Annotated in this window: 15 protein-coding genes; 10 read left to right on the top strand and 5 right to left on the bottom strand. The window is 64.3% G+C overall.

Going from position 1 to position 17,722, the window contains the following annotated elements:
• Positions 1 to 718 (top strand): HEAT repeat domain-containing protein (locus HGI46_RS21370; RefSeq protein WP_168905779.1); only part of this gene is annotated, 718 nt, incomplete at its 5' end.
• A 133-nt stretch (positions 719 to 851) separates the two neighbouring features.
• On the opposite strand, the gene HGI46_RS21375 is transcribed toward HGI46_RS21370, so the two are convergent.
• From HGI46_RS21375 to HGI46_RS21385, 3 genes are all read right to left on the bottom strand, one after another.
• Positions 852 to 2,132, bottom strand: a complete 1,281-nt coding sequence (locus HGI46_RS21375) for an MFS transporter (protein ID WP_168905780.1) — start codon at positions 2,130 to 2,132, stop codon at positions 852 to 854.
• 53 nt (positions 2,133 to 2,185) lie between these two features.
• Positions 2,186 to 2,995, bottom strand: a complete 810-nt coding sequence (locus HGI46_RS21380) for a 2-keto-4-pentenoate hydratase (protein WP_118075851.1) — start codon at positions 2,993 to 2,995, stop codon at positions 2,186 to 2,188.
• A gap of 81 nt (positions 2,996 to 3,076) precedes the next feature.
• Positions 3,077 to 4,576 (bottom strand): altronate dehydratase family protein, encoded by a 1,500-nt coding sequence (locus tag HGI46_RS21385; protein ID WP_240946943.1) that lies wholly within the window; start codon positions 4,574 to 4,576, stop codon positions 3,077 to 3,079.
• 201 nt (positions 4,577 to 4,777) lie between these two features.
• On the opposite strand from HGI46_RS21385, the gene HGI46_RS21390 reads away from it, so the two are divergent.
• From HGI46_RS21390 to HGI46_RS21410, 5 genes are all read left to right on the top strand, one after another.
• Positions 4,778 to 5,794 (top strand): LacI family DNA-binding transcriptional regulator, encoded by a 1,017-nt coding sequence (locus HGI46_RS21390; RefSeq protein ID WP_168905782.1) that lies wholly within the window; start codon positions 4,778 to 4,780, stop codon positions 5,792 to 5,794.
• 114 nt (positions 5,795 to 5,908) lie between these two features.
• Entirely contained in the window at positions 5,909 to 6,547 is a 639-nt protein-coding gene (locus tag HGI46_RS21395) for an RpiB/LacA/LacB family sugar-phosphate isomerase (RefSeq protein ID WP_118075028.1), read from the top strand.
• Positions 6,548 to 6,574: 27 nt separating this feature from the next.
• Positions 6,575 to 7,342: a 2-dehydro-3-deoxy-D-gluconate 5-dehydrogenase KduD gene (kduD, locus tag HGI46_RS21400; RefSeq protein ID WP_168905783.1), complete on the top strand. Its 768-nt coding sequence runs from the start codon at positions 6,575 to 6,577 to the stop codon at positions 7,340 to 7,342.
• 14 nt (positions 7,343 to 7,356) lie between these two features.
• Entirely contained in the window at positions 7,357 to 8,367 is a 1,011-nt protein-coding gene (locus tag HGI46_RS21405; protein ID WP_168905789.1) for a sugar kinase, read from the top strand.
• Positions 8,354 to 9,898 (top strand): carboxylesterase family protein, encoded by a 1,545-nt coding sequence (locus tag HGI46_RS21410; protein WP_168905784.1) that lies wholly within the window; start codon positions 8,354 to 8,356, stop codon positions 9,896 to 9,898. The genes HGI46_RS21405 and HGI46_RS21410 overlap by 14 nt, the downstream gene beginning before the upstream one ends.
• Here the strand turns inward: HGI46_RS21410 and HGI46_RS21415 are convergent.
• Together HGI46_RS21415 and HGI46_RS21420 are read right to left on the bottom strand one after the other, a co-directional pair.
• Entirely contained in the window at positions 9,867 to 10,262 is a 396-nt protein-coding gene (locus HGI46_RS21415; RefSeq protein WP_118075030.1) for a cupin domain-containing protein, read from the bottom strand. The two genes, HGI46_RS21410 and HGI46_RS21415, sit on opposite strands and share 32 nt — an antisense overlap.
• Entirely contained in the window at positions 10,259 to 11,599 is a 1,341-nt protein-coding gene (locus HGI46_RS21420; protein ID WP_168905785.1) for a pectate lyase, read from the bottom strand. The genes HGI46_RS21415 and HGI46_RS21420 overlap by 4 nt, the downstream gene beginning before the upstream one ends.
• A 253-nt stretch (positions 11,600 to 11,852) precedes the next feature.
• Here HGI46_RS21420 and HGI46_RS21425 point away from each other — a divergent pair, with 253 nt between their 5' ends.
• The 4 genes from HGI46_RS21425 to HGI46_RS21440 form a co-directional block, all read left to right on the top strand.
• Complete coding sequence (locus HGI46_RS21425; RefSeq protein ID WP_168905786.1) at positions 11,853 to 14,705, top strand: TonB-dependent receptor; 2,853 nt, start codon at positions 11,853 to 11,855, stop codon at positions 14,703 to 14,705.
• Positions 14,706 to 14,761: 56 nt separating this feature from the next.
• Entirely contained in the window at positions 14,762 to 15,778 is a 1,017-nt protein-coding gene (locus HGI46_RS21430; RefSeq protein ID WP_168905787.1) for an alpha/beta hydrolase, read from the top strand.
• Entirely contained in the window at positions 15,775 to 17,382 is a 1,608-nt protein-coding gene (locus HGI46_RS21435; RefSeq protein ID WP_168905788.1) for a family 43 glycosylhydrolase, read from the top strand. The genes HGI46_RS21430 and HGI46_RS21435 overlap by 4 nt, the downstream gene beginning before the upstream one ends.
• Positions 17,382 to 17,722, top strand: a 341-nt coding sequence (locus tag HGI46_RS21440; RefSeq protein WP_206065885.1) for a glucuronate isomerase, incomplete at its 3' end; no start/stop codon positions are given. The genes HGI46_RS21435 and HGI46_RS21440, both read left to right, overlap by 1 nt.

Below are 17,722 nucleotides of genomic sequence, written 5' to 3' on the forward strand. Positions count from 1 at the left end.
AGTGAACAACCTGATCACCTCGCCCTCGGCCGCCGCGGCAGCTACGAGGCTGCGCCAGGCGCTTGACCGGCATATGCTGGCGATTAATGACAATGGCTTCCTGCCTGAAGGGTCCGTCGGCGAAGGCTATTTTGAAAGTCGCAATCGCGCGGTTTACCCGCTTCCTGCGTTGATGCGGCTGGCTGCTGCAGCCGCAAAGCGCGAACCGCGCAATCTGAACCGGTTCCGCAAGCTGTTGCGCAGTTCCAACGAAGCAACCCGGTTTTGGGCAGCGCGGGGACTCCTGATGCTGGGCGGGGAAGCGGCTACCGTCCGCGGCGATCTTGAAACGGCTTTGGTGGCGGATCCATCGGATCATGTCCGCGTGGTTGTGGCCGAGACCCTCGTCGGTCTCGGCAAGCCGGAACAGGCCGTGCAGGTCCTCGCGCGATTGGCCGACGAACCATCACCGATGCCGGTTCGCATCCAGGCTTTCGATGCATTGTCGTGCATCGGCAAGGCAGCCCTGCCGGCGCTGCCGGTAATCCGGAAAACGGCGGCGTCGACCGCCAAACGGGATGCAGAGTATCCAAAGCGCCTGGCAACCTATCTCGAAGCAGTTCTGACCGGGCCGTACGACCCTATGGCAGAGGCGATCTCCGAGGCGGCCTGTCAGGGGTCGATAAAGAGCGGGTCCGCCTTCATGGGGCCCGCTGAAAGTGCCAAGTGGTCTTCATGACGGTTTGCGCACGGCGATTTGCCGGGCACGGCTGTCCGGCATTCGCACTGTCGGCTTGGGGCTTTTAACAGGCGTGATCTCATGAACGGCATGGAGCAGGGCTGGGCGGGGCCTTTCTGGCAGACGGAGGCGCCTAGATAGTTGCAGGATTGAGTTTTGGGCTAAGCACATGCACGACGGCGAGGGCCAGAAGGTAGCTGCTGGCGCAGATGGCGAACAGAACTTCGTATGAGCCGCCGGTCTTGTCGAGGATATAGCCGGTGAACAACGCCATGCCCATGCCGCCGAGCGCTCCAACCGTGCCGCCAATGCCAACCACCGAGCCCACTGCTCCGCGCGGGAACACGTCCGAAGGCAGCGTATAGAGGTTCGCCGAAAAGGCCTGATGCGCTGCGGTGGCTAGCCCGATGATGAGAACGGCAGCCCACACGCTGTCGATGCTCTGCGCAAACCAGATCGGCAGGACCGCCACGGCGCACAGGAGCATCGTGGCCTTGCGCGCAAAGTTGGGGGTGCGTCCCGCCTTGATCAGGCGCGAGGACATCCACCCGCCAAAAATCGATCCACCATCGGAAATCAGGTAGATCGCCGCGAGCGGCAGGCCGAAGGTCTTGAGGTCCATGTCATAGCGCTCGAACAGGTAGCCGGGCAGCCAGAACAGGAAGAACCACCAGACCGGGTCGATCAGGAACTTGCCCAGCGCGTAGGCCCAGGTCTCGCGCACGGTCAGGAGCTTTGCCCAGCCGATCTGCTCGACCGGGTCTGCAGGGTCCTGCTGGATCCAGGCAAGTTCGGCCGGCGAGACGCGCGGGTGTTCGGCAGGATGGCGATAGACCAGCCACCAGGCGGCGAGCCAGGCCACCCCGAAGATACCGGTGATGAAAAAGGCGGCGCGCCAGTCGAACCACAGCACAAGCGCCGGGACCAGCAGCGGGGTGATGATGGCGCCGACGTTTGCACCGGCATTGAACAGTCCGATCGCGTAGGCCCGCTCACGCTGGGGGAACCAGTCGGTTACGGCACGGATGCCAGCCGGGAAGTTCCCGCTCTCCCCGACGCCGAGGCCGAAGCGCGCAGCGGCAAAGCTGGCAAGACCGGTCGCGAAACCGTGGGCCATGTGGCCGGCGGTCCAGACCACGATGGCGATAGTGTAGCCAAGCTTCGCCCCGACCACATCGACGATGCGGCCAAAGCCGATGTAGCCGATGGCATAGGCGACCTGGAACCAGAACACGATCTGGGCGAAGTCGGTTTCGCTCCAGCCGAACTCCGCCACCAGCGTCGGCTTGAGCACGCCGATCATCTGGCGGTCGATGTAGTTGACCGCAGTGGCCGCAAACAGCAGGGCGACGATGACCCAGCGGTAGCGCCCGGCCTTGGCAGAGGCGGCAGGCGGGTTGAAGTTCTGGTCCATTGCTTCTCTCCCGAAGCGGCCAACCCGTTCCGGGCCATGCCGCCAAATGCAATTCAGCGGGGGGCCGCCGCGATGATCGTGCAGGTCAATTCGCCGTGACCCTCGAAGATCGCACGAAACTCCTGGCCGACGGCGATTTCGTGCACGCCGGTCACGGCGCCGGTGGATACCCACAGGCCCTGCGACACATCGAAGCCACGCGCCAGCAGGTTGCCAAGCAGGAAGCGCACCGCACCATAGGGTCCGTCGAGCATTGCGGCAGCGGTAGCCGATCCGACTTCGATGCCGTCGATCTCGCTCTTGACCCTGATGGCGCAGAGGTCGGTCGACTGCCAGTTGGGCAGAGCTGCGCCGCGCACCAGACCGGTGTTGTTGCCAAAGTCGGAAACGGTCACCGTCGGCCCATCGGCATTGATGCCCGGGTACGGCGAACTGGCGATCTCGATCCCGATGCGGACATCATCGACAATCGCGATCGTGCCGGCGTCGTCGGCGGGAACCGGACCCTTGAAGCCCGGCGCGACGTGGACAAGGAACTCAGCCTCTCCGGCGGCGAAGCCTCCCGCGTAGACCGGCATCGCGGGAGTATCGGCGGCATCGGCATCCACGACGCTGTCGGCAAAGATCGGGCCGACAAGGCGGTTGGCGCCAAGCGATGCGTCCAAAGGAGAATTTATGCGTCCGACTTTCCAGCCGACGATCTGGCGCCCATCGATCGTGATGGCACGATCCTGTATGTCATAGGCATCGTCGAGCGCCTGGGGCGTAGTGCCGGGGTAGATTTCGAGCACGCGGGCTTCGTGGCGGGCGCTGACGAAGGCCGCTGCAACCTGATCCGCATTCTCGTTCAATTCCGTCCCCATCCCTTGGTCCTTCATTCGCCCGGCTGCCTATAGGAAACCGGTGTCAATCACAAGTCTCGGCCGTCCGACCGCGGTACATAGTTAGAGCGTTACGCCCTTCTTCCAGATTGCCATCTCGCGCTGGTCACTGCGTTCAGCAGCCGTCTTCCGTCCGCTGGCGATAGCGATGAGCGTTTCCAGAAAAGCCGCATCTGCCGCCACCTCGCCTTCATCGAGCACGCGCGAGGCATCGAAATCGATCCAGTGGGGCTTGGCCTGCGCCAGTGCCCTGTTCGAGGCGACCTTGACCGTCGGCACCGGAAAACCGAGTGGCGTTCCGCGCCCCGTGGTGAACAGCACGAGCGTAGCCCCTGCTGCGGCAAGCGCCGTGGAGGAAACCGCATCGTTTCCCGGCGCTTCGAGCAAGGCGAGGCCGGGCCCCATTGCCTGATCCCCGTAATCCAGCACCGAAGCGAGGGGTGCGGTGCCGGCCTTCTGCACCGCCCCTGCGGACTTTTCCTCGAGCGTGGTGATTCCGCCGGCAATGTTGCCGGGCGACGGATTCTCCGAAACTGGGAGGCCCTGATCGAGGTAGTACCGCTTGAAGCGGTTCACCAGTGCAGCAGCAGACGCGAACGTCGGTGCATCGACGGCACGATTCAGCAGCGCCTGCTCCGCGCCAAAGATCTCCGGAATTTCGGTGAGGATCGGCGTGCCACCTGAAGCGGCAAGGCGTTCGCTGAAGCGGCCGAGCAAGGGGTTGGCAGTGAGACCTGACAGGCCATCGGACCCACCGCACTTGAGCCCCACGGTCAGCGCAGAGAGCGGCAAGTCCTCACGCCGGACGGAAGCTGCAAGTTCGACCAATTCGTCTACCAGCGTTGCCGCTTCCGCCAGTTCGTCGCCGGCAGATTGCGAGGACAGCGTCCGGACCTTGGACCGCGCGGCTTGCGGAAGGGCGGCCAGCAAAGCGTTCAACTGATTTGATTCACACCCCAGCCCGAGCAGCAGAACGCCAGCCGCGTTGGGGTTGGCCGCCAGTCCTGCCAGGAGCGCGCGGGTCGCGTCCAGATCATCTCCCAGTTGCGAACAACCGTGAGGGTGAATGAACGCGTGTATGCCATCGATACAGCCCTCCGCGATGACACCGGCATGGCGCGCTTCGGCTGCACGGGCGACCTGTTCCGCCGTACGACCGACGCAGCCCACGGTCGGCAGGATCCAGATTTCATTGCGCGTCGCGGCACGGCCATCGGCGCGGCGGTATCCTCGCCAGATCGGTGCATCGTCTGCTTCCAGAGCCGCTGCGCCGCGTGCAGTTGCGGCAGAATAGACCTGTTCGCCGTCGAGGGCAGTCTTCACGTTGTGGACGTGGACGTGTTCGCCGGCCCGGATGCCTTGGGTGGCAACGCCGATCGGCAAGCCAAACTTCACGACCCGTTCGCCGGCTGCATGGGCCCGCGTGGCAAACTTGTGCCCCTGCGGGATGTCTTCCTCGATCGTAAGGGCGACGCCGCCGACCGTGACCCCCGCCCCGCGCGACAGCGGACGCAGCGCCACCGCAACGCTATCCAGCGTGTGAACGCGCAGCACGTCCGGCATGGCAACGACGACCGACAATCCGCGACTCTCCCAACAGACGCCCTTCATGGCGCTGTCTCTGGATAGACTTTAGGTAACCGGTGTCAATGGCGAAGACGCGTGGCCCATTGCAAAGTCTGGCAAGAACCGGCTAGGAACCTTTCACTGCCTTGACACCGGTGTAAGTCACAGTGAGCGGGGCCTGGATCGACGGGACAACGTGTGAAGAAGTCGAAGGACGGCAAGCCGACAATCAACGACGTGGCGCGCCTTTCAGGCGTTTCGAAGAAAACCGTCAGCCGGGTGATCAACCGGTCGCCGCTGCTCAACGATGCCACGCGCGAGAAGGTCGAGGCGGTGATTGCGGAACTGGGCTACGTACCCAACCCGCAAGCCCGGGCCCTGGCCCTGCGCCGCAACTTCCTGATCGGCCTGATTCACGACAACCCCAACGCGCAGATGGTCCTGGGAGTTCAGGAAGGCATCCTTTCCGCGATCCGCGATACCGAGTTCGCGCTGGTTGTTCGCCCCGTCAATCGCCGCTCGCCCGACATGCTCGACGACGTGCGCGCATTTCTCGAACAGCAGCGCCTGTTCGGCGTGATGTTGCTGCCGCCAATTTCCGAGAACGATGCGCTTGCAGAACTGTGCGAGGATCTGGGCGTGACCTACGTGCGCATGGGCTCTGTCCAGCTTGACGAGGACGAGCACATGGTGGCGTCAAACGACCGTGAGGCGGTTTCGCAAGCGGTGGACTATCTGATCGGTCGAGGCCACCGCCGCATCGGCTTCGTCGCAGGCCCCGAAGGCTTCCGCTCCGCTGCCGAGCGTTCGCTGGGCTATCGCGATGCCTTGGAGAAGGCGGGAATCCCGCTGGACGAAGCCATCATGGCCGAGGGCAACTACACGTTCGAGACCGGAATTGCCGCAGGCAGGAAGCTGCTCGCCGCTGCTCCCCGCCCCAGCGCGATCTTTGCGAGCAACGATGAAATGGCCGCAGGCGTGCTGCATGCGGCGCGGACGCTCGGCCTTTCGGTGCCGGAAGACCTTTCGATCGTCGGCTTCGACGACACCGCCATCGCCGCCCATATCTGGCCCCCGCTCACCACCGTGCGCTGGCCGATCCAGGCAATGGCGAGAGCTGCGGCGATCAAGCTGATCGACCCGGCAGAGGCGCGCAGGCAACCCTCGCACTTCCTTTCCGACCTGATCGAGCGGGCTTCCGTCGCAACCTGCTGAGACTTGCGAAGATGGCGCACGAATGGGCTTGCTTCACTTAATGACACCGGTTACCTAAAGGGCAAAGCCGCGTCACACTGCCGGGTCAAATTGGCCGGAGCGAGAGGAATTTCCATGAAAATCGCATTGATCATCGAGAACAGCCAGGCCGCCAAGGCGAGCCTTGTCCACGAATCGCTGGCCGCTGTCGCAGAGCCGCTCGGCCATGAGGTTCACCATTACGGCATGTATTCGCCCGAGGACAAAGCCTCGCTGACCTACGTGATGAACGGTCTGCTGACCGGCATCCTGCTCAACTCCGGGGCAGCCGACTTCGTGGTGACCGGCTGTGGCACGGGCATGGGTTCCATGCTTGCTGCCAACAGCATGCCGGGCGTGTTCTGCGGACTGGTGATCGATCCGACCGACGCGTTCCTGTTCGGCCAGATCAACGACGGCAATGCCATCTCGATGCCTTACTCGAAGGGCTTTGGCTGGGCCGCCGAACTGAACCTGCAGGACGTTTACCGCAAGCTGTTCGATGGCGAGCGCGGCCTGGGCTATCCCAAGGAGCGCGCGGCGATCATGAAGACCAATCGCGGCATCCTCAAAGGTCTCAAGGAAGCATCGTGCCGTGACATGCTGACCGTGCTCAAGACCGTCGATCAGGACCTGCTCAAGGCCGCGATCGCTGGCGAGAAGTTCGCCGAACTGTTCTATGCCAACAGCAAGGACGAAGCGATCTCCGATTACCTGCGTGGCCTTTCGGCCTGACCCCCTGATCCAGGGGAGAGGATAACGATGAACCTGTTCGATCTATCGGGCCGCGTCGCGGTCGTCACCGGCGCCAACACTGGTATCGGCCAAGGCATTGCCGTGGCGCTGGCGCAGGCCGGGGCAGACATTGCCGCTGTCGGCCGCACGCCTGCCGAGGAAACCGCAGCCAAAGTGCGCGCACTGGGGCGCAAGTGCGAGCTGGTTGGTGCCGATCTTTCGACGATCGAGCCCGTGCAGGCCGTGGTCGAACAGGTGGTCTCCGCGCTGGGCGGGCTGGATGTGCTGGTCAACAACGCGGGCATCATCCGCCGGGCCGATGCGGTCGACTTCACCGAGGAGGATTGGGACGCAGTGGTCGACACCAACCTCAAGTCGGTGTTCTTCCTCTCGCAGGCAGCGGGCCGCCACATGATCGCCACTCGCGAGGCCACCGGACGCCGCGGCAAGATCATCAACATAGCCTCTATGCTGAGCTTTCAGGGCGGCATCCGCGTGCCAAGCTACACCGCAAGCAAGAGCGGCGTTGCCGGCCTCACCAAACTGCTCGCCTGCGAATGGGCGGCCAAGGGTGTGAACGTCAACGCCATCGCGCCCGGTTATATCGCGACAAACAATACCGCAGCCCTGCAAGCCGACGAGACGCGCAACCGCCAGATCATGGAGCGCATCCCCGAGGGACGCTGGGGCGACCCTGCCGACATCGGCGGGGCAGCGGTGTTCCTTGCCAGCAGCGCGGCAGATTACGTGCAGGGACACGTGCTGGCCGTCGACGGCGGCTGGCTGGCCCGGTGACTGCGAACGCGCTGATGGCCGGTCACGTCGTCTGCTTTGGCGAGATGCTTTTGCGGCTCTCGCCCCCCGGCTCACGGCTGATGGTCCAGGCACAAAGCCTCGAGATGGTCGTGGGCGGGGCAGAGGCCAACGTGGCCGTCGCGCTTGCCTCGCTGGGGCACGCGACCCGCATGGTCACGCTGCTGCCTGAAAATCCCCTTGGTGACAGGGCGCGGGCGGAACTCGGCGCGGGTGGAGTCGATACTCGCTTCGTCGCCCGTGGGCCCGGGCGCATGGGGCTCTATTTCATGGAGCCGGGCGCTGGCCTCAGACCTTCGTCGATCACATACGATCGCGCAGGGTCGGCGTTTGCGCAGGCCGAGGCAGCGGCGTTCGACTTCGCTGGCGCGCTTGAAGGCGCGAGCCTCCTGCACCTGTCGGGCATAACCCCTGCGCTCGGTCCCAAGGGCGTGGCACTTGCCCGCGCGGCCGTGACCGCAGCGCAAAGCGCGGGCGTGCCGATCTGCCTCGACGGGAATTACCGCGCCCAGCTCTGGGAAAGCTGGGACAGCGACCCGCGCGCCGTGCTGACCGAACTGGTAAGTGCAGCAACCTTGCTGATCGGCAACCACCGCGACATTTCGCTGCTGCTCGGCAAGACGTTCTCTGGCGATGGCGCCGAACGGCGGCGCGAGGCGGTGGAAGCAGCCTTTGCCGCGTTCCCCAACCTGCAGCTGGTCGCCTCGACCGCGCGACAAGTGTTGAACAGCGATCACCATCGCATCGCGGCCCGCGTCGACGCGCGCGGGTCAAAGCATCAAACTGCCGAGATCGACGTTACCGGCATCATCGACCGGATCGGGACAGGCGACGCTTTTGCTGCGGGAGTGCTGCACCGCTACCTGCAGGGGGGCGATGCTCAGGCCATGGCCGAATGCGGCCTTGCGCTTGCGGCGCTCAAACACTCTGTCCCCGGCGACTTCTGTCTGATCAGGCCGAGCGAACTCGCTGCGTTCAGTGCCGAAGGTGGCGATGTCAGGCGGTGAACTGACGCGGCGCGCGATTCTGGGCGCAAGTGCAGCACTGGTTGCATCGCCGGTTCTGGGCAAATCCCGCGACCCGCAGGCAGGGCGCTTTATCGGACTGCGCGAGGATGGCGTGCTCGCCTTCAAGGGCATTCGCTATGGCCGCGCAGAGCGTTTCGCACGCGCCGTGCCGGAGCCGTGGCAGGGGCCGCGGACAAGGGCCCAGAGCTTCGCTCCGATTGCTCCGCAACGCGGCAATCCCGACATGGCGCAGAGCGAGGACTGCCTGTTCCTCAATGTCTGGACGCCGGATGCCAATCCCCGAGCGCGGCGTGCGGTCATGGTCTACTTCCACGGCGGTGCCTACTCGAACGGCACGGTCACCGATCCGCTGACGCACGGTGGGACGCTGGCAGCGCAAGGCGACGTCGTCGTGGTCACCGTCAACCACCGGCTCAATGCTTTGGGCTATGCCTGGCTCAAGCCATTCGGACCGCGGTTTGCCGATAGCGGCAATCTGGGACAGCTGGACCTGATCCTCGCGCTGCAATGGGTACGCGATCACATAGTGGCGTTCGGTGGAGATCCGGCGCGGGTCATGGTCTTCGGGCAGTCAGGTGGCGGCGCCAAGATTGCAACGCTGATGGCAATGCCGGCGGCTGACGGCCTGTTCCACGCGGCGGCCACGATGAGCGGCCAGCAAGTTGTGGCGAGCGGACCGGGCAACGCATGGAAGCGCACGCTTGCCTTGCTCGCCGCACTGAAGCTGCGCCCCGATGACGTGGAAACGCTGCGGACGATGCCTGTGCAGCAACTCGTCGAAGGCCTCGCCACAACCGATCCGATCATGGGTGGCAGCCTTTACATGGGGCCGGTTCTGGACATGACCAACCTGCCCCGCCACCCGTTCTGGCCGGATGCGGCGCCGCAGTCGCTGAGCATACCGATGATTCTCGGCAATGCGCGCGAGGAAACGCGGGCCTTCATCGATCCACGCGGGCCGAAGCTTCAGGGGCTGACCTGGGACAACCTTGCCGCCCGGATCGCACCGGAGATCAAGATCGACCTCGATGTCGATTGGGTCGTCGGGCAGTACCGCACACATTATCCGCAATGGACGCCCGAGCAGGTGTTCTATTCCGCGACCACGGCCGGCCGCTCCTGGCCCGGGCAGGTGATCGAAGCGGACGAGAGGGCGAAAGCTGGTGCCAAAGCCACCTGGGTCTATCAGCTGGACCGCCCGTCTCCGCGCGATCCCTTGCGCGGTGCCGCCCACACCGATGACATCCCTTACGTCTTCGGCACGCTCGATGCGCCCGGCAGCATGAGCGGGACGGATGCGGGCGCACGCACGACCAGCAACCTGCTGATGCAGGCATTCACCGGCCTTGCCAGGACCGGACAGCCCGGTCTGGCGGCGTGGATGCCCTACACCCTGCCTGCCCGGGAAACGCTGGTGGTTTCGGACGGCCGGGCCGAAACCGTCAATGATCCCCGCCGTTGGGAGCGCGAACTCTGGGCTACGGCGCCTTACGTTCAACCGGGTAGCTGATGATCAGCGCGAGAGGCGCGTCCCCGCGCTGCGTGATGCCGACGACCGCTCCCTCGTAGAGGTAGGCGGTCATGCCCTTCCTGAGCACGGCACGCTGCCCGTCGGACACGACTTCGCCCTCGCCTTCGAGAACGTAATAGACCTCGTCGTGCGCGATGGGATGTTCGCCGATTGCTGCCCCGACATCCAGCGTGCGGCGGCGGAATTCCATGCGGCGCGGCTGAGGCACCGCGTCGCTGATCCGCCAAGCAGTGCTCATGCCGATGTTGCCATGCGGTGGGGGTTCCCGCCGCATGGTGTCCGCCTCATCGACAACCGCCATGGGTGGCGCGGCGGCAAGCATCAGGGCGACGATCGCGCTCACGGCTGGCGCATCCCGGCATCTCGGGCGGAGAGCTTTTCTTGCGGCCCGGCCTTCTGGCCCGGATATCGGCCCGATTTCGGCGTCATCGTATCGAGGTTCCAGTCGGCCTCGACGAAAGGCGCGAAGGTGGCCACGGGATGTGGATAGCCACCGACCTCCTTCTCGTCGTCGATGATGTCGCCACGCCCTTCGGCGACGAAGAACAGCACGCGGATATCATCAGGCGCGCGATCCCACGGGCGCGCACCGACCGTCTGCAGAACGGACGTCTCGACCTCGCCCGAAGGCAGGGCGCTGTAACGAGAGAGGTTGGTCAAAGGCGCTTTTGCGGTGATCAGCCTGGCCCGCGTCTCGCCATAGCGGCCGAACTGCGGGAGCGCATTGCCGTGGCGGTCGACCGCGCGGTTGTCCTTGCCGAAGTACTTGAGATCGCCATCGCCACCCAGCATCAGGAACGGCAGGCCCGGATCGGTATCGTTGCCGCCGCGCATTACGTTGCCCACTGCAGTGATCTCGCCGGTGACATAATCGTGCCCGGTCCATTCGAGATTCATCAGGTTGTAATGCACCGCGCGGTGGCCGGGATTGTAGATCACGTTGTTGATCATGGTGACCTGCGCCCCGCCCTTTACCAGCGGCGCGCGCTCGACATTGTGCGCCCAGACGTTGCGGTAGAACGTGATGTTCGTTGCATTGTCGTGGATAAGCGAACCCTTGGAATGCTCGCCCTTGGGATGGCTGGCGTTGGCAAGCCCTTCCGCTGCGATGTTCTCGCGAAAGACGATGTCATGGCTCGTGCCGGCGCGCCATTCAGCCACGGTATTGCCGGTGAAGCGCGGGCCCGATGCGGACATGTTCTCGTCAAGCGCCCACAGGAAGCTGCAATGTTCGACAACGACATTGTGCGCCGCCACGGTCGAGAAAGCGTCGGCCTCCCAGCCTGAAAGCTTGGCCTGACCATCGGCGCCGGTCATCACGCGCAAGTGGGAGAGGATGACGTCGTGGGTCTTCAGATCGATGCCACCCTTGATGATCGTGATTCCCGGCGAAGGTGCGGTCTGTCCGGCCACCGTAAGGAACGGCTCGGTGATCTCCAGCGTGTCGCGGCCCATGTCGATCGTGCCGCCGACCTCGAACACGACGGTGCGCGGACCCTTTGCGGCAAGCGCCTCGGCAAGCGATCCAGGGCCGGCCTTAGCCAGCGTGGTAACGCGGATGATTCGCCCGGTGGCCCCGCCCCTCGTCGGATCGGCAGGGTGCGGTTCTGCCCAGGCGGTCGTTGCCAGCAGACTGGCGAAAATGGCCGAAATCGTGAACTTTTGCAGTCTCTGGTGCATCGCAGATTCTCCCATTGGCATGGTTATTGACAGAGGCGCGAAGCAAGGGCAATAAATAATGACACCGGTTACCTTGATGACGCGCCAAGCCTTGGCGGGCGTGATCACTACGGGACCGGATCAATGGTCGGTGTCATGTTGGTAGCAGGGCCGGCTTGCGGGAGCAGTGGTGCACAGGAAGGTTGGCGCTTTGCGTCTTCCCCCTTTGACACCGGTATCAATAGCCCCGAAAAGGGCAATGAGGGGATTCATCATGCTTACTTCAGTTTCGCGCACATCGCTGTTCAGGATGGCACTGCTGGCAAGCGGTGCGCTCGCGGCAAGCAGCCTCGCACAGGCGCAGGAAGCGGTCGCGGCGCCTGAAGCGCAAGTGGGCGCAGACGATGCAGCACCCGATGATGCGATCGTCGTCACCGGCTTCCGCCAGTCGCTCCAGGCAGCGATAAACGTCAAGAAGAACGCCGTCGGCGCCGTCGATGCGATCGTCGCCGAAGACATCGCCAAGTTCCCCGATCAGAACCTTGCTGAATCGCTCCAGCGCATCCCCGGCATCTCGATTTCGCGCGATGCCGGTGAAGGCCGCGCAATCACGGTGCGCGGTCTGTCCAGCCAGTTCACCCGCGTCCGCGTCAACGGCCTCGAGACCGTGGCAACCTCGACCGACGGCGCTTCGGCGAACCGCGACCGCGCGTTCGACTTCAACGTCTTCGCCTCCGAGCTGTTCAGTTCGATCGTCGTCCACAAGACTGCCGAGGCCAGCCTCGATGAAGGTTCGCTGGGCGCAGTGGTCGATCTCAACACCGGCAACCCGCTGGCTGGCAAGGCCGGCTTCACCGGCGTCGCCTCGGTCGTCGGCACATACAACGACCTGTCGGACTACGTTGGCCCACGTCTCGCCGGTCTGCTCAGCTGGCGCAACGACGCCGGCACCTTCGGCGTCTCGCTTTCTGCCGCGTACCAGAAGACCAAGGTCCTTGAGCTCGGCAACAACACCGTGCGCTGGTCCCAGGCCCGCTTTGACTCTGTCAATGGTACCAACTGCTTCACGACGCCGAACAGCGGCGGCACCTACGTCAGCAGCGCCGCGTGTAACAAGGCTGCCCTTGCCTTCCACCCACGCATCCCGCGCTACGGCGAAGTCAAGCACGACCGCGAGCGCCTCGGCCTGACCGGCTCGGTCCAGTTCGCCCCGAGCGATGCCACCAAGTTCTCGATCGATGGGCTATTCTCCCGCTTCAACGCCGATCGTGAGGAGCAGTGGGGCGAAGTCCTGCTGCGCAGCAACGAGCGTTCGATCAACGTCGTGAACCCGGTTTACGATGCCAACAACAACATGATCTCCGCAACGCTCAACGATGCCTGGGTCCGCACCGAACATTACCTGCGCAAGAGCAAGACCGAGTTCTATCAGGTTGGCGGCACGTGGGACCAGGACCTGTCGGATACCTTGCGCTTCACGGTGCTCGGCGGCTTCTCGAAATCGGATGCCGACATCCCGGTCGAAACCACGATGATCTTCGATGATCGCGACGCGCAAGGCTACAGCTTCGACTACACGGACATGAAGCGCCCGAAGCTGACCTTCGGCACCAGCGTGACCGATCCGGCCAACTTCCAGCTTGCCGAAATCCGTGACCGCCCATCGACTGTGGTGAACAAGTTCAAGACTGTGCAATTCCGCACAGAATGGGACGTTGCCGAAGGCTTCACGGTCAAGGCCGGGGCAATGTGGCGCCGCTTCAATTTCGATACCGAATCCTACACCCGCGACACCGCCGTGTGTGGCAATGGCGGACTTGACCGGGTACTCGGCACGATCACCTGCTCGGCCTCGTCGGTCTTCGGCCCCACCGCGGTGTACGGCATCCCGGTGACCGCGCAGTTGGCGCAGATGTTCAACCTCGGCAACGCCGGGCAGCCGGCAGGCAACACCAACGCCTGGCTGGTGCCGAATCTCGAAACCACCACGGCGCTGACCAAGCTCTATGATCGCGCGCTGGTTGCCGATGCGGGCAACATTCGCGGGGTTCAGGAAACCACCAAGGGCGGTTACCTGCAGTTTGACGGCAAGGGCGAATTGCTGGGCCTGCGCTATGCGCTCAACGCCGGCATCCGCTATGTGAAGACCGAACAGTCCTCCTACGGCCTCGTCAGCGGCACGCAGGCTACGGTCGAGCGGTCGTACGACAACTGGCTGCCCTCGGCGAACATCGCGTTCTACCCGACCGAGGACCTGATCGTTCGCGGTGCAGTTGCCGAAGTGATCACGCGCCCAACGCTCGGCTCGCTGACGCCGGGTGGTTCGGCAGACGGGTTCAACTTCCGCGTCAACAGCGGGAACCCGTTCCTGAAGCCGTTCCAGGCCACCAACTACGACCTGTCGATCGAATGGTATTTCGCCCCGCAGGCGCTGATCTCGGTGGCGGGCTTCATCAAGGAAGTGGCGAGCTTCACGCAGAGCGCAGCAATCACCGAGGCGACCTTCGCACAGACGGGTCTGCCGGTTTCGGTGCTGAATCCCTCTTCGCCGGCCGCGCTGAACCCTGCCCTGTTGAACCAGCCAATCTGGACGCTGACCACCACTGTCAATGGCACCGGTGCAAAGCTGAAGGGTATCGAACTGGCCGCACAGATCCCGTTCAAGATCTTCACCGAAGGCTTCCTCGGCAACTTCGGCATCATCGCCAACGCGACCTTCATCGACAGCGATGCAACCTACACGCTGCAGGGTCCGGCGACCGTGCCGGGCGGCGCACTGGTCAATGTCGACAGGACTGCGGCTCTGGCCAACGTCTCCAAGCAGGCGTTCAACGGCACGCTGTACTATGACGACGGCCGCTTCTCGGCACGCGTCATGGGCACGTATCGCGGTCGTTATCACGAGGGGGCGAGCGGCACCGGCAACGTGCTCGAAGGCTACGGGTCGATGTTCAATCTCGACGCATCGATGCGGTTCAAGCTGACCGACTGGGTCGAACTCTCGGTCGAGGGCAACAACCTGCTCGATACCTACCGCTATCGCTACACCGACATCGACGCGAACCGGAACTACGAGAACAATCACTACGGGCGCAACATCCTGGTGGGTGCCCGCTTCAAGTACTGACGACCCACCCTGCCGGGTGCACCCCTCCCGCGCCCGGCAACTTAGAAGGAGCTGCCATGACTGTCGCAGGATCGCTCGATCGTCGATACTTCATGGCGGCTTCTTTTTTATCTCTCGGCCTCGGCGCGGCAGCGCGTGGCCAGACGCCGCCGCCGACTGTTCCCGGAGGCCCTCTGCCTCCCGGCCTGCCGCAGCCGTCAGAGACGATCGATCTTTGGCCGGGCGGCGCGCCAGGCCAACCCGTCAAGGCACTGGTCGAAACCGTGCAGGAGCGTTCGATCGACCGCCTCGTTACCGATCGGGCCGTGTTCGGCATATCTCGTCCGCGCATGGCGGTCTTTCGTCCAGACCGCCCGAATGGCGCTGCGGTTCTGATCACACCGGGCGGCGGCTATCGCTGGGTGGTCGTTGACAAGGAAGGGTACGAGATGGGCCGCTGGCTCGCAGCCCGTGGCTTCACCGCCTTCGTCCTGTTCTATCGCCTGCCAGGGGAAGGCTGGGCGGCAGGCCCCGATGTCGCCCTGTCCGACGCGCAACGCGCCATGCGCCTGATCCGCCACCGTGCGAGGGATTTTGCAATCGACCCCGAACGCGTCTCGGCCATGGGCTTTTCTGCCGGCGGTCATCTCTGCGCCGATCTGGCCACGCGCTTTGCGGCGAAGACTTATGGCCCGGTCGATGCAGCGGACGCGCTGTCGGCCAAACCGCACAGCGCCGCGCCGATCTATCCCGTGGTCTCGATGTCCGCGCCCGATGCCCATCCCGGTTCACGCGAACTGCTGGTCGGCAAGGCTGCTACCCCGGCGATAGAAGCTGCGCATTCCCCTCACCGCAATATGCCGCGCGATGCCCCGCCGCTGTTCCTGCTTCATGCCGAGGACGATGACGCGGTGCCGGTCAACAACACCCTGCTGCTTCGCGCCGCCGCCAAGGCGCAAGGCGTGCGCGTGGAGACCCACCTGTTCGAATTCGGCGGCCATGGCTTTGGCCTGCGCAAGGCAACCGGCAAGCCGGTCGAAGTCTGGCCTGAGCTCTGGCGGGCATGGGCGCGCACTACGGGACTGGCGCTATGACCGTAAATCGCCGGGATGCCCTGAAATCCGTTGCCCTTGCCTCCTTCGGCCTTGCCGCACCTCTCGGGGCAAGCGCCGCACCTGCCCCGGCGCCGCGTCAGATCTCCTCGCGGCACCGGGGCTTCGACAACCAGCGCGTTGCCGATCTGGGCAACGGCACGTTCCTGAACCCGATCCTTTCGGGCGACCGTCCGGACCCTGCGATCCTCAAGGACGGCAAGGACTATTACCTCACCTTCTCCAGCTTCGAGAGCTATCCCGGGCTGCTGATCTGGCACTCGCGCGATCTGGTGAACTGGCAACCGCGCAAGCCTGCGCTGCACAGGAACATCGGATCGGTCTGGGCGGTCAGCCTTGAGAAGCACGCCGGACGCTACTTCCTGTACATCCCGGTGAAGGCTCTTCCACGCAACGAGATCTACGTGATCCATGCCGATCATATCGACGGACCGTGGAGCGATCCGGTCCCGCTCGGACTGCACGACCATATCGATCCGTGCCATGCAGTCGGCGAGGACGGTTCGCGTTGGCTGTTTCTGTCCGGCGGCGATCGCGTGCGCCTTTCGGACGATGGCCTCAAGCTCGCCGGGCCGGTAGAGCATGTCTACGACCCATGGCGATACCCCGATGAATGGGACGTCGAAGGCTTTTCCCCGGAAGGGCCGAAGATTCACCGCGTCGGCAAGTGGTTCTACATGCTCACTGCCGTCGGTGGCACCGCTGGCCCGCCCACGGGGCACATGGTCATTGCCGCCCGGTCCAGGTCGATCCACGGGCCTTGGGAGCAGCACCCAGGCAACCCGCTCGTCCGCACCACCGACGTGCGCGAGGCGTGGTGGTCGCGCGGCCACGCCAGCCTCGTCGAAGCTCCGGACGGATCGTGGTGGAGCCTTTATCACGGTTTCGAGAACGGCTTCTGGACGCTGGGCCGCCAGTGCCTGCTCGATCCCGTCGCATGGACTGCCGATGGCTGGTTCCACATGAAAGGCGGCGATCTCTCCCAACCCTTGGCCAAGCCGATAGGGGGCGAGGCGCTTCCCCACGGCATGCCGCTGAGCGACGATTTCAGCACGCTGCAACTTGGCACAAAATGGTCGTTTTTCCGCCCGGCGCCGGATGAAGCGGACCGCGTGCGCGTTGCCGACAAGACCCTGTTCTTCAAGGGCAAGGGTCAGGCCCCGTCGTCCGGTTCGCCACTGCTGCTGATCGCTGGAGATACGTCCTATCAGTTCGAGTGCGACATCGAACTGGCCGAGGGCGCCACTGCAGGCCTCGTGCTGTTCTATGACGACCAGCTTTATGCCGGGCTCGGCTTCGACCGGGAGCGCTTCGTCACGCACCAGTACGGGATGGAACGAGGCCGGCCGGCCAATCCGCACGGCCCTGCCATGCGAATGCGGGTGACCAACCGCCGCCATATCGTCAGCTATCACACTTCGGGCGATGGCGGACGCACATGGCGCAAGTTCGACCGCGGGATGGAAGTCTCAGGCTATCATCATAACGTGCGCGGCGGTTTCCTGATGCTGCGGCCCGGCCTTTACGCCGCAGGCCCCGGCGAGACGAGGTTCAGCAACTTCACCTTCACTGCACTGGACGACTGATGCCCCGCACGCTTGAGCTTCATCCCGACCGGTTGCTGCCGGCCGATCCTTCGGTGCGCGCGATTGCGCGTGAGTTGTACGCCAGCGTGGCGGGCTTGCCGATCGTCAGCCCGCACGGTCATACCGATCCGCGCTGGTTTGCCGGCAACGCGACGTTCGGCAATGCCACCGACCTGCTGCTGGTGCCGGACCACTACGTCTTCCGCATGCTCTATTCGCAAGGGCTCGTGCTGGAGGATCTGGGCGTACGCAACAAGGGCGTGGACCCGCGCGCGGCGTGGCGGCTGTTTGCCGAGCGCTACTGGCTGTTTCGCGGCACGCCTTCGCGCATGTGGCTCGA

The organism is Novosphingobium sp. ERW19 (genome assembly GCF_012641315.1).
In the GTDB taxonomy this organism is placed as follows: Bacteria; Pseudomonadota; Alphaproteobacteria; order Sphingomonadales; family Sphingomonadaceae; genus Novosphingobium.

Excerpts from the sequence above, each read along its gene's own strand:
- HGI46_RS21410 (WP_168905784.1), top strand. The coding sequence starts at position 8,354 with ATGTCAGGCGGTGAACTGACGCGGCGCGCGATTCTGGGCGCAAGTGCA.
- HGI46_RS21380 (WP_118075851.1), bottom strand. The coding sequence starts at position 2,995 with ATGGGGACGGAATTGAACGAGAATGCGGATCAGGTTGCAGCGGCCTTC.
- HGI46_RS21425 (WP_168905786.1), top strand. The coding sequence starts at position 11,853 with ATGCTTACTTCAGTTTCGCGCACATCGCTGTTCAGGATGGCACTGCTG.
- HGI46_RS21405 (WP_168905789.1), top strand. The coding sequence starts at position 7,357 with ATGGCCGGTCACGTCGTCTGCTTTGGCGAGATGCTTTTGCGGCTCTCG.
- HGI46_RS21385 (WP_240946943.1), bottom strand. The coding sequence starts at position 4,576 with ATGCCGGACGTGCTGCGCGTTCACACGCTGGATAGCGTTGCGGTGGCG.
- HGI46_RS21375 (WP_168905780.1), bottom strand. The coding sequence starts at position 2,132 with ATGGACCAGAACTTCAACCCGCCTGCCGCCTCTGCCAAGGCCGGGCGC.
- kduD (WP_168905783.1), top strand. The coding sequence starts at position 6,575 with ATGAACCTGTTCGATCTATCGGGCCGCGTCGCGGTCGTCACCGGCGCC.
- HGI46_RS21430 (WP_168905787.1), top strand. The coding sequence starts at position 14,762 with ATGACTGTCGCAGGATCGCTCGATCGTCGATACTTCATGGCGGCTTCT.
- HGI46_RS21395 (WP_118075028.1), top strand. The coding sequence starts at position 5,909 with ATGAAAATCGCATTGATCATCGAGAACAGCCAGGCCGCCAAGGCGAGC.
- HGI46_RS21435 (WP_168905788.1), top strand. The coding sequence starts at position 15,775 with ATGACCGTAAATCGCCGGGATGCCCTGAAATCCGTTGCCCTTGCCTCC.
- HGI46_RS21420 (WP_168905785.1), bottom strand. The coding sequence starts at position 11,599 with ATGCACCAGAGACTGCAAAAGTTCACGATTTCGGCCATTTTCGCCAGT.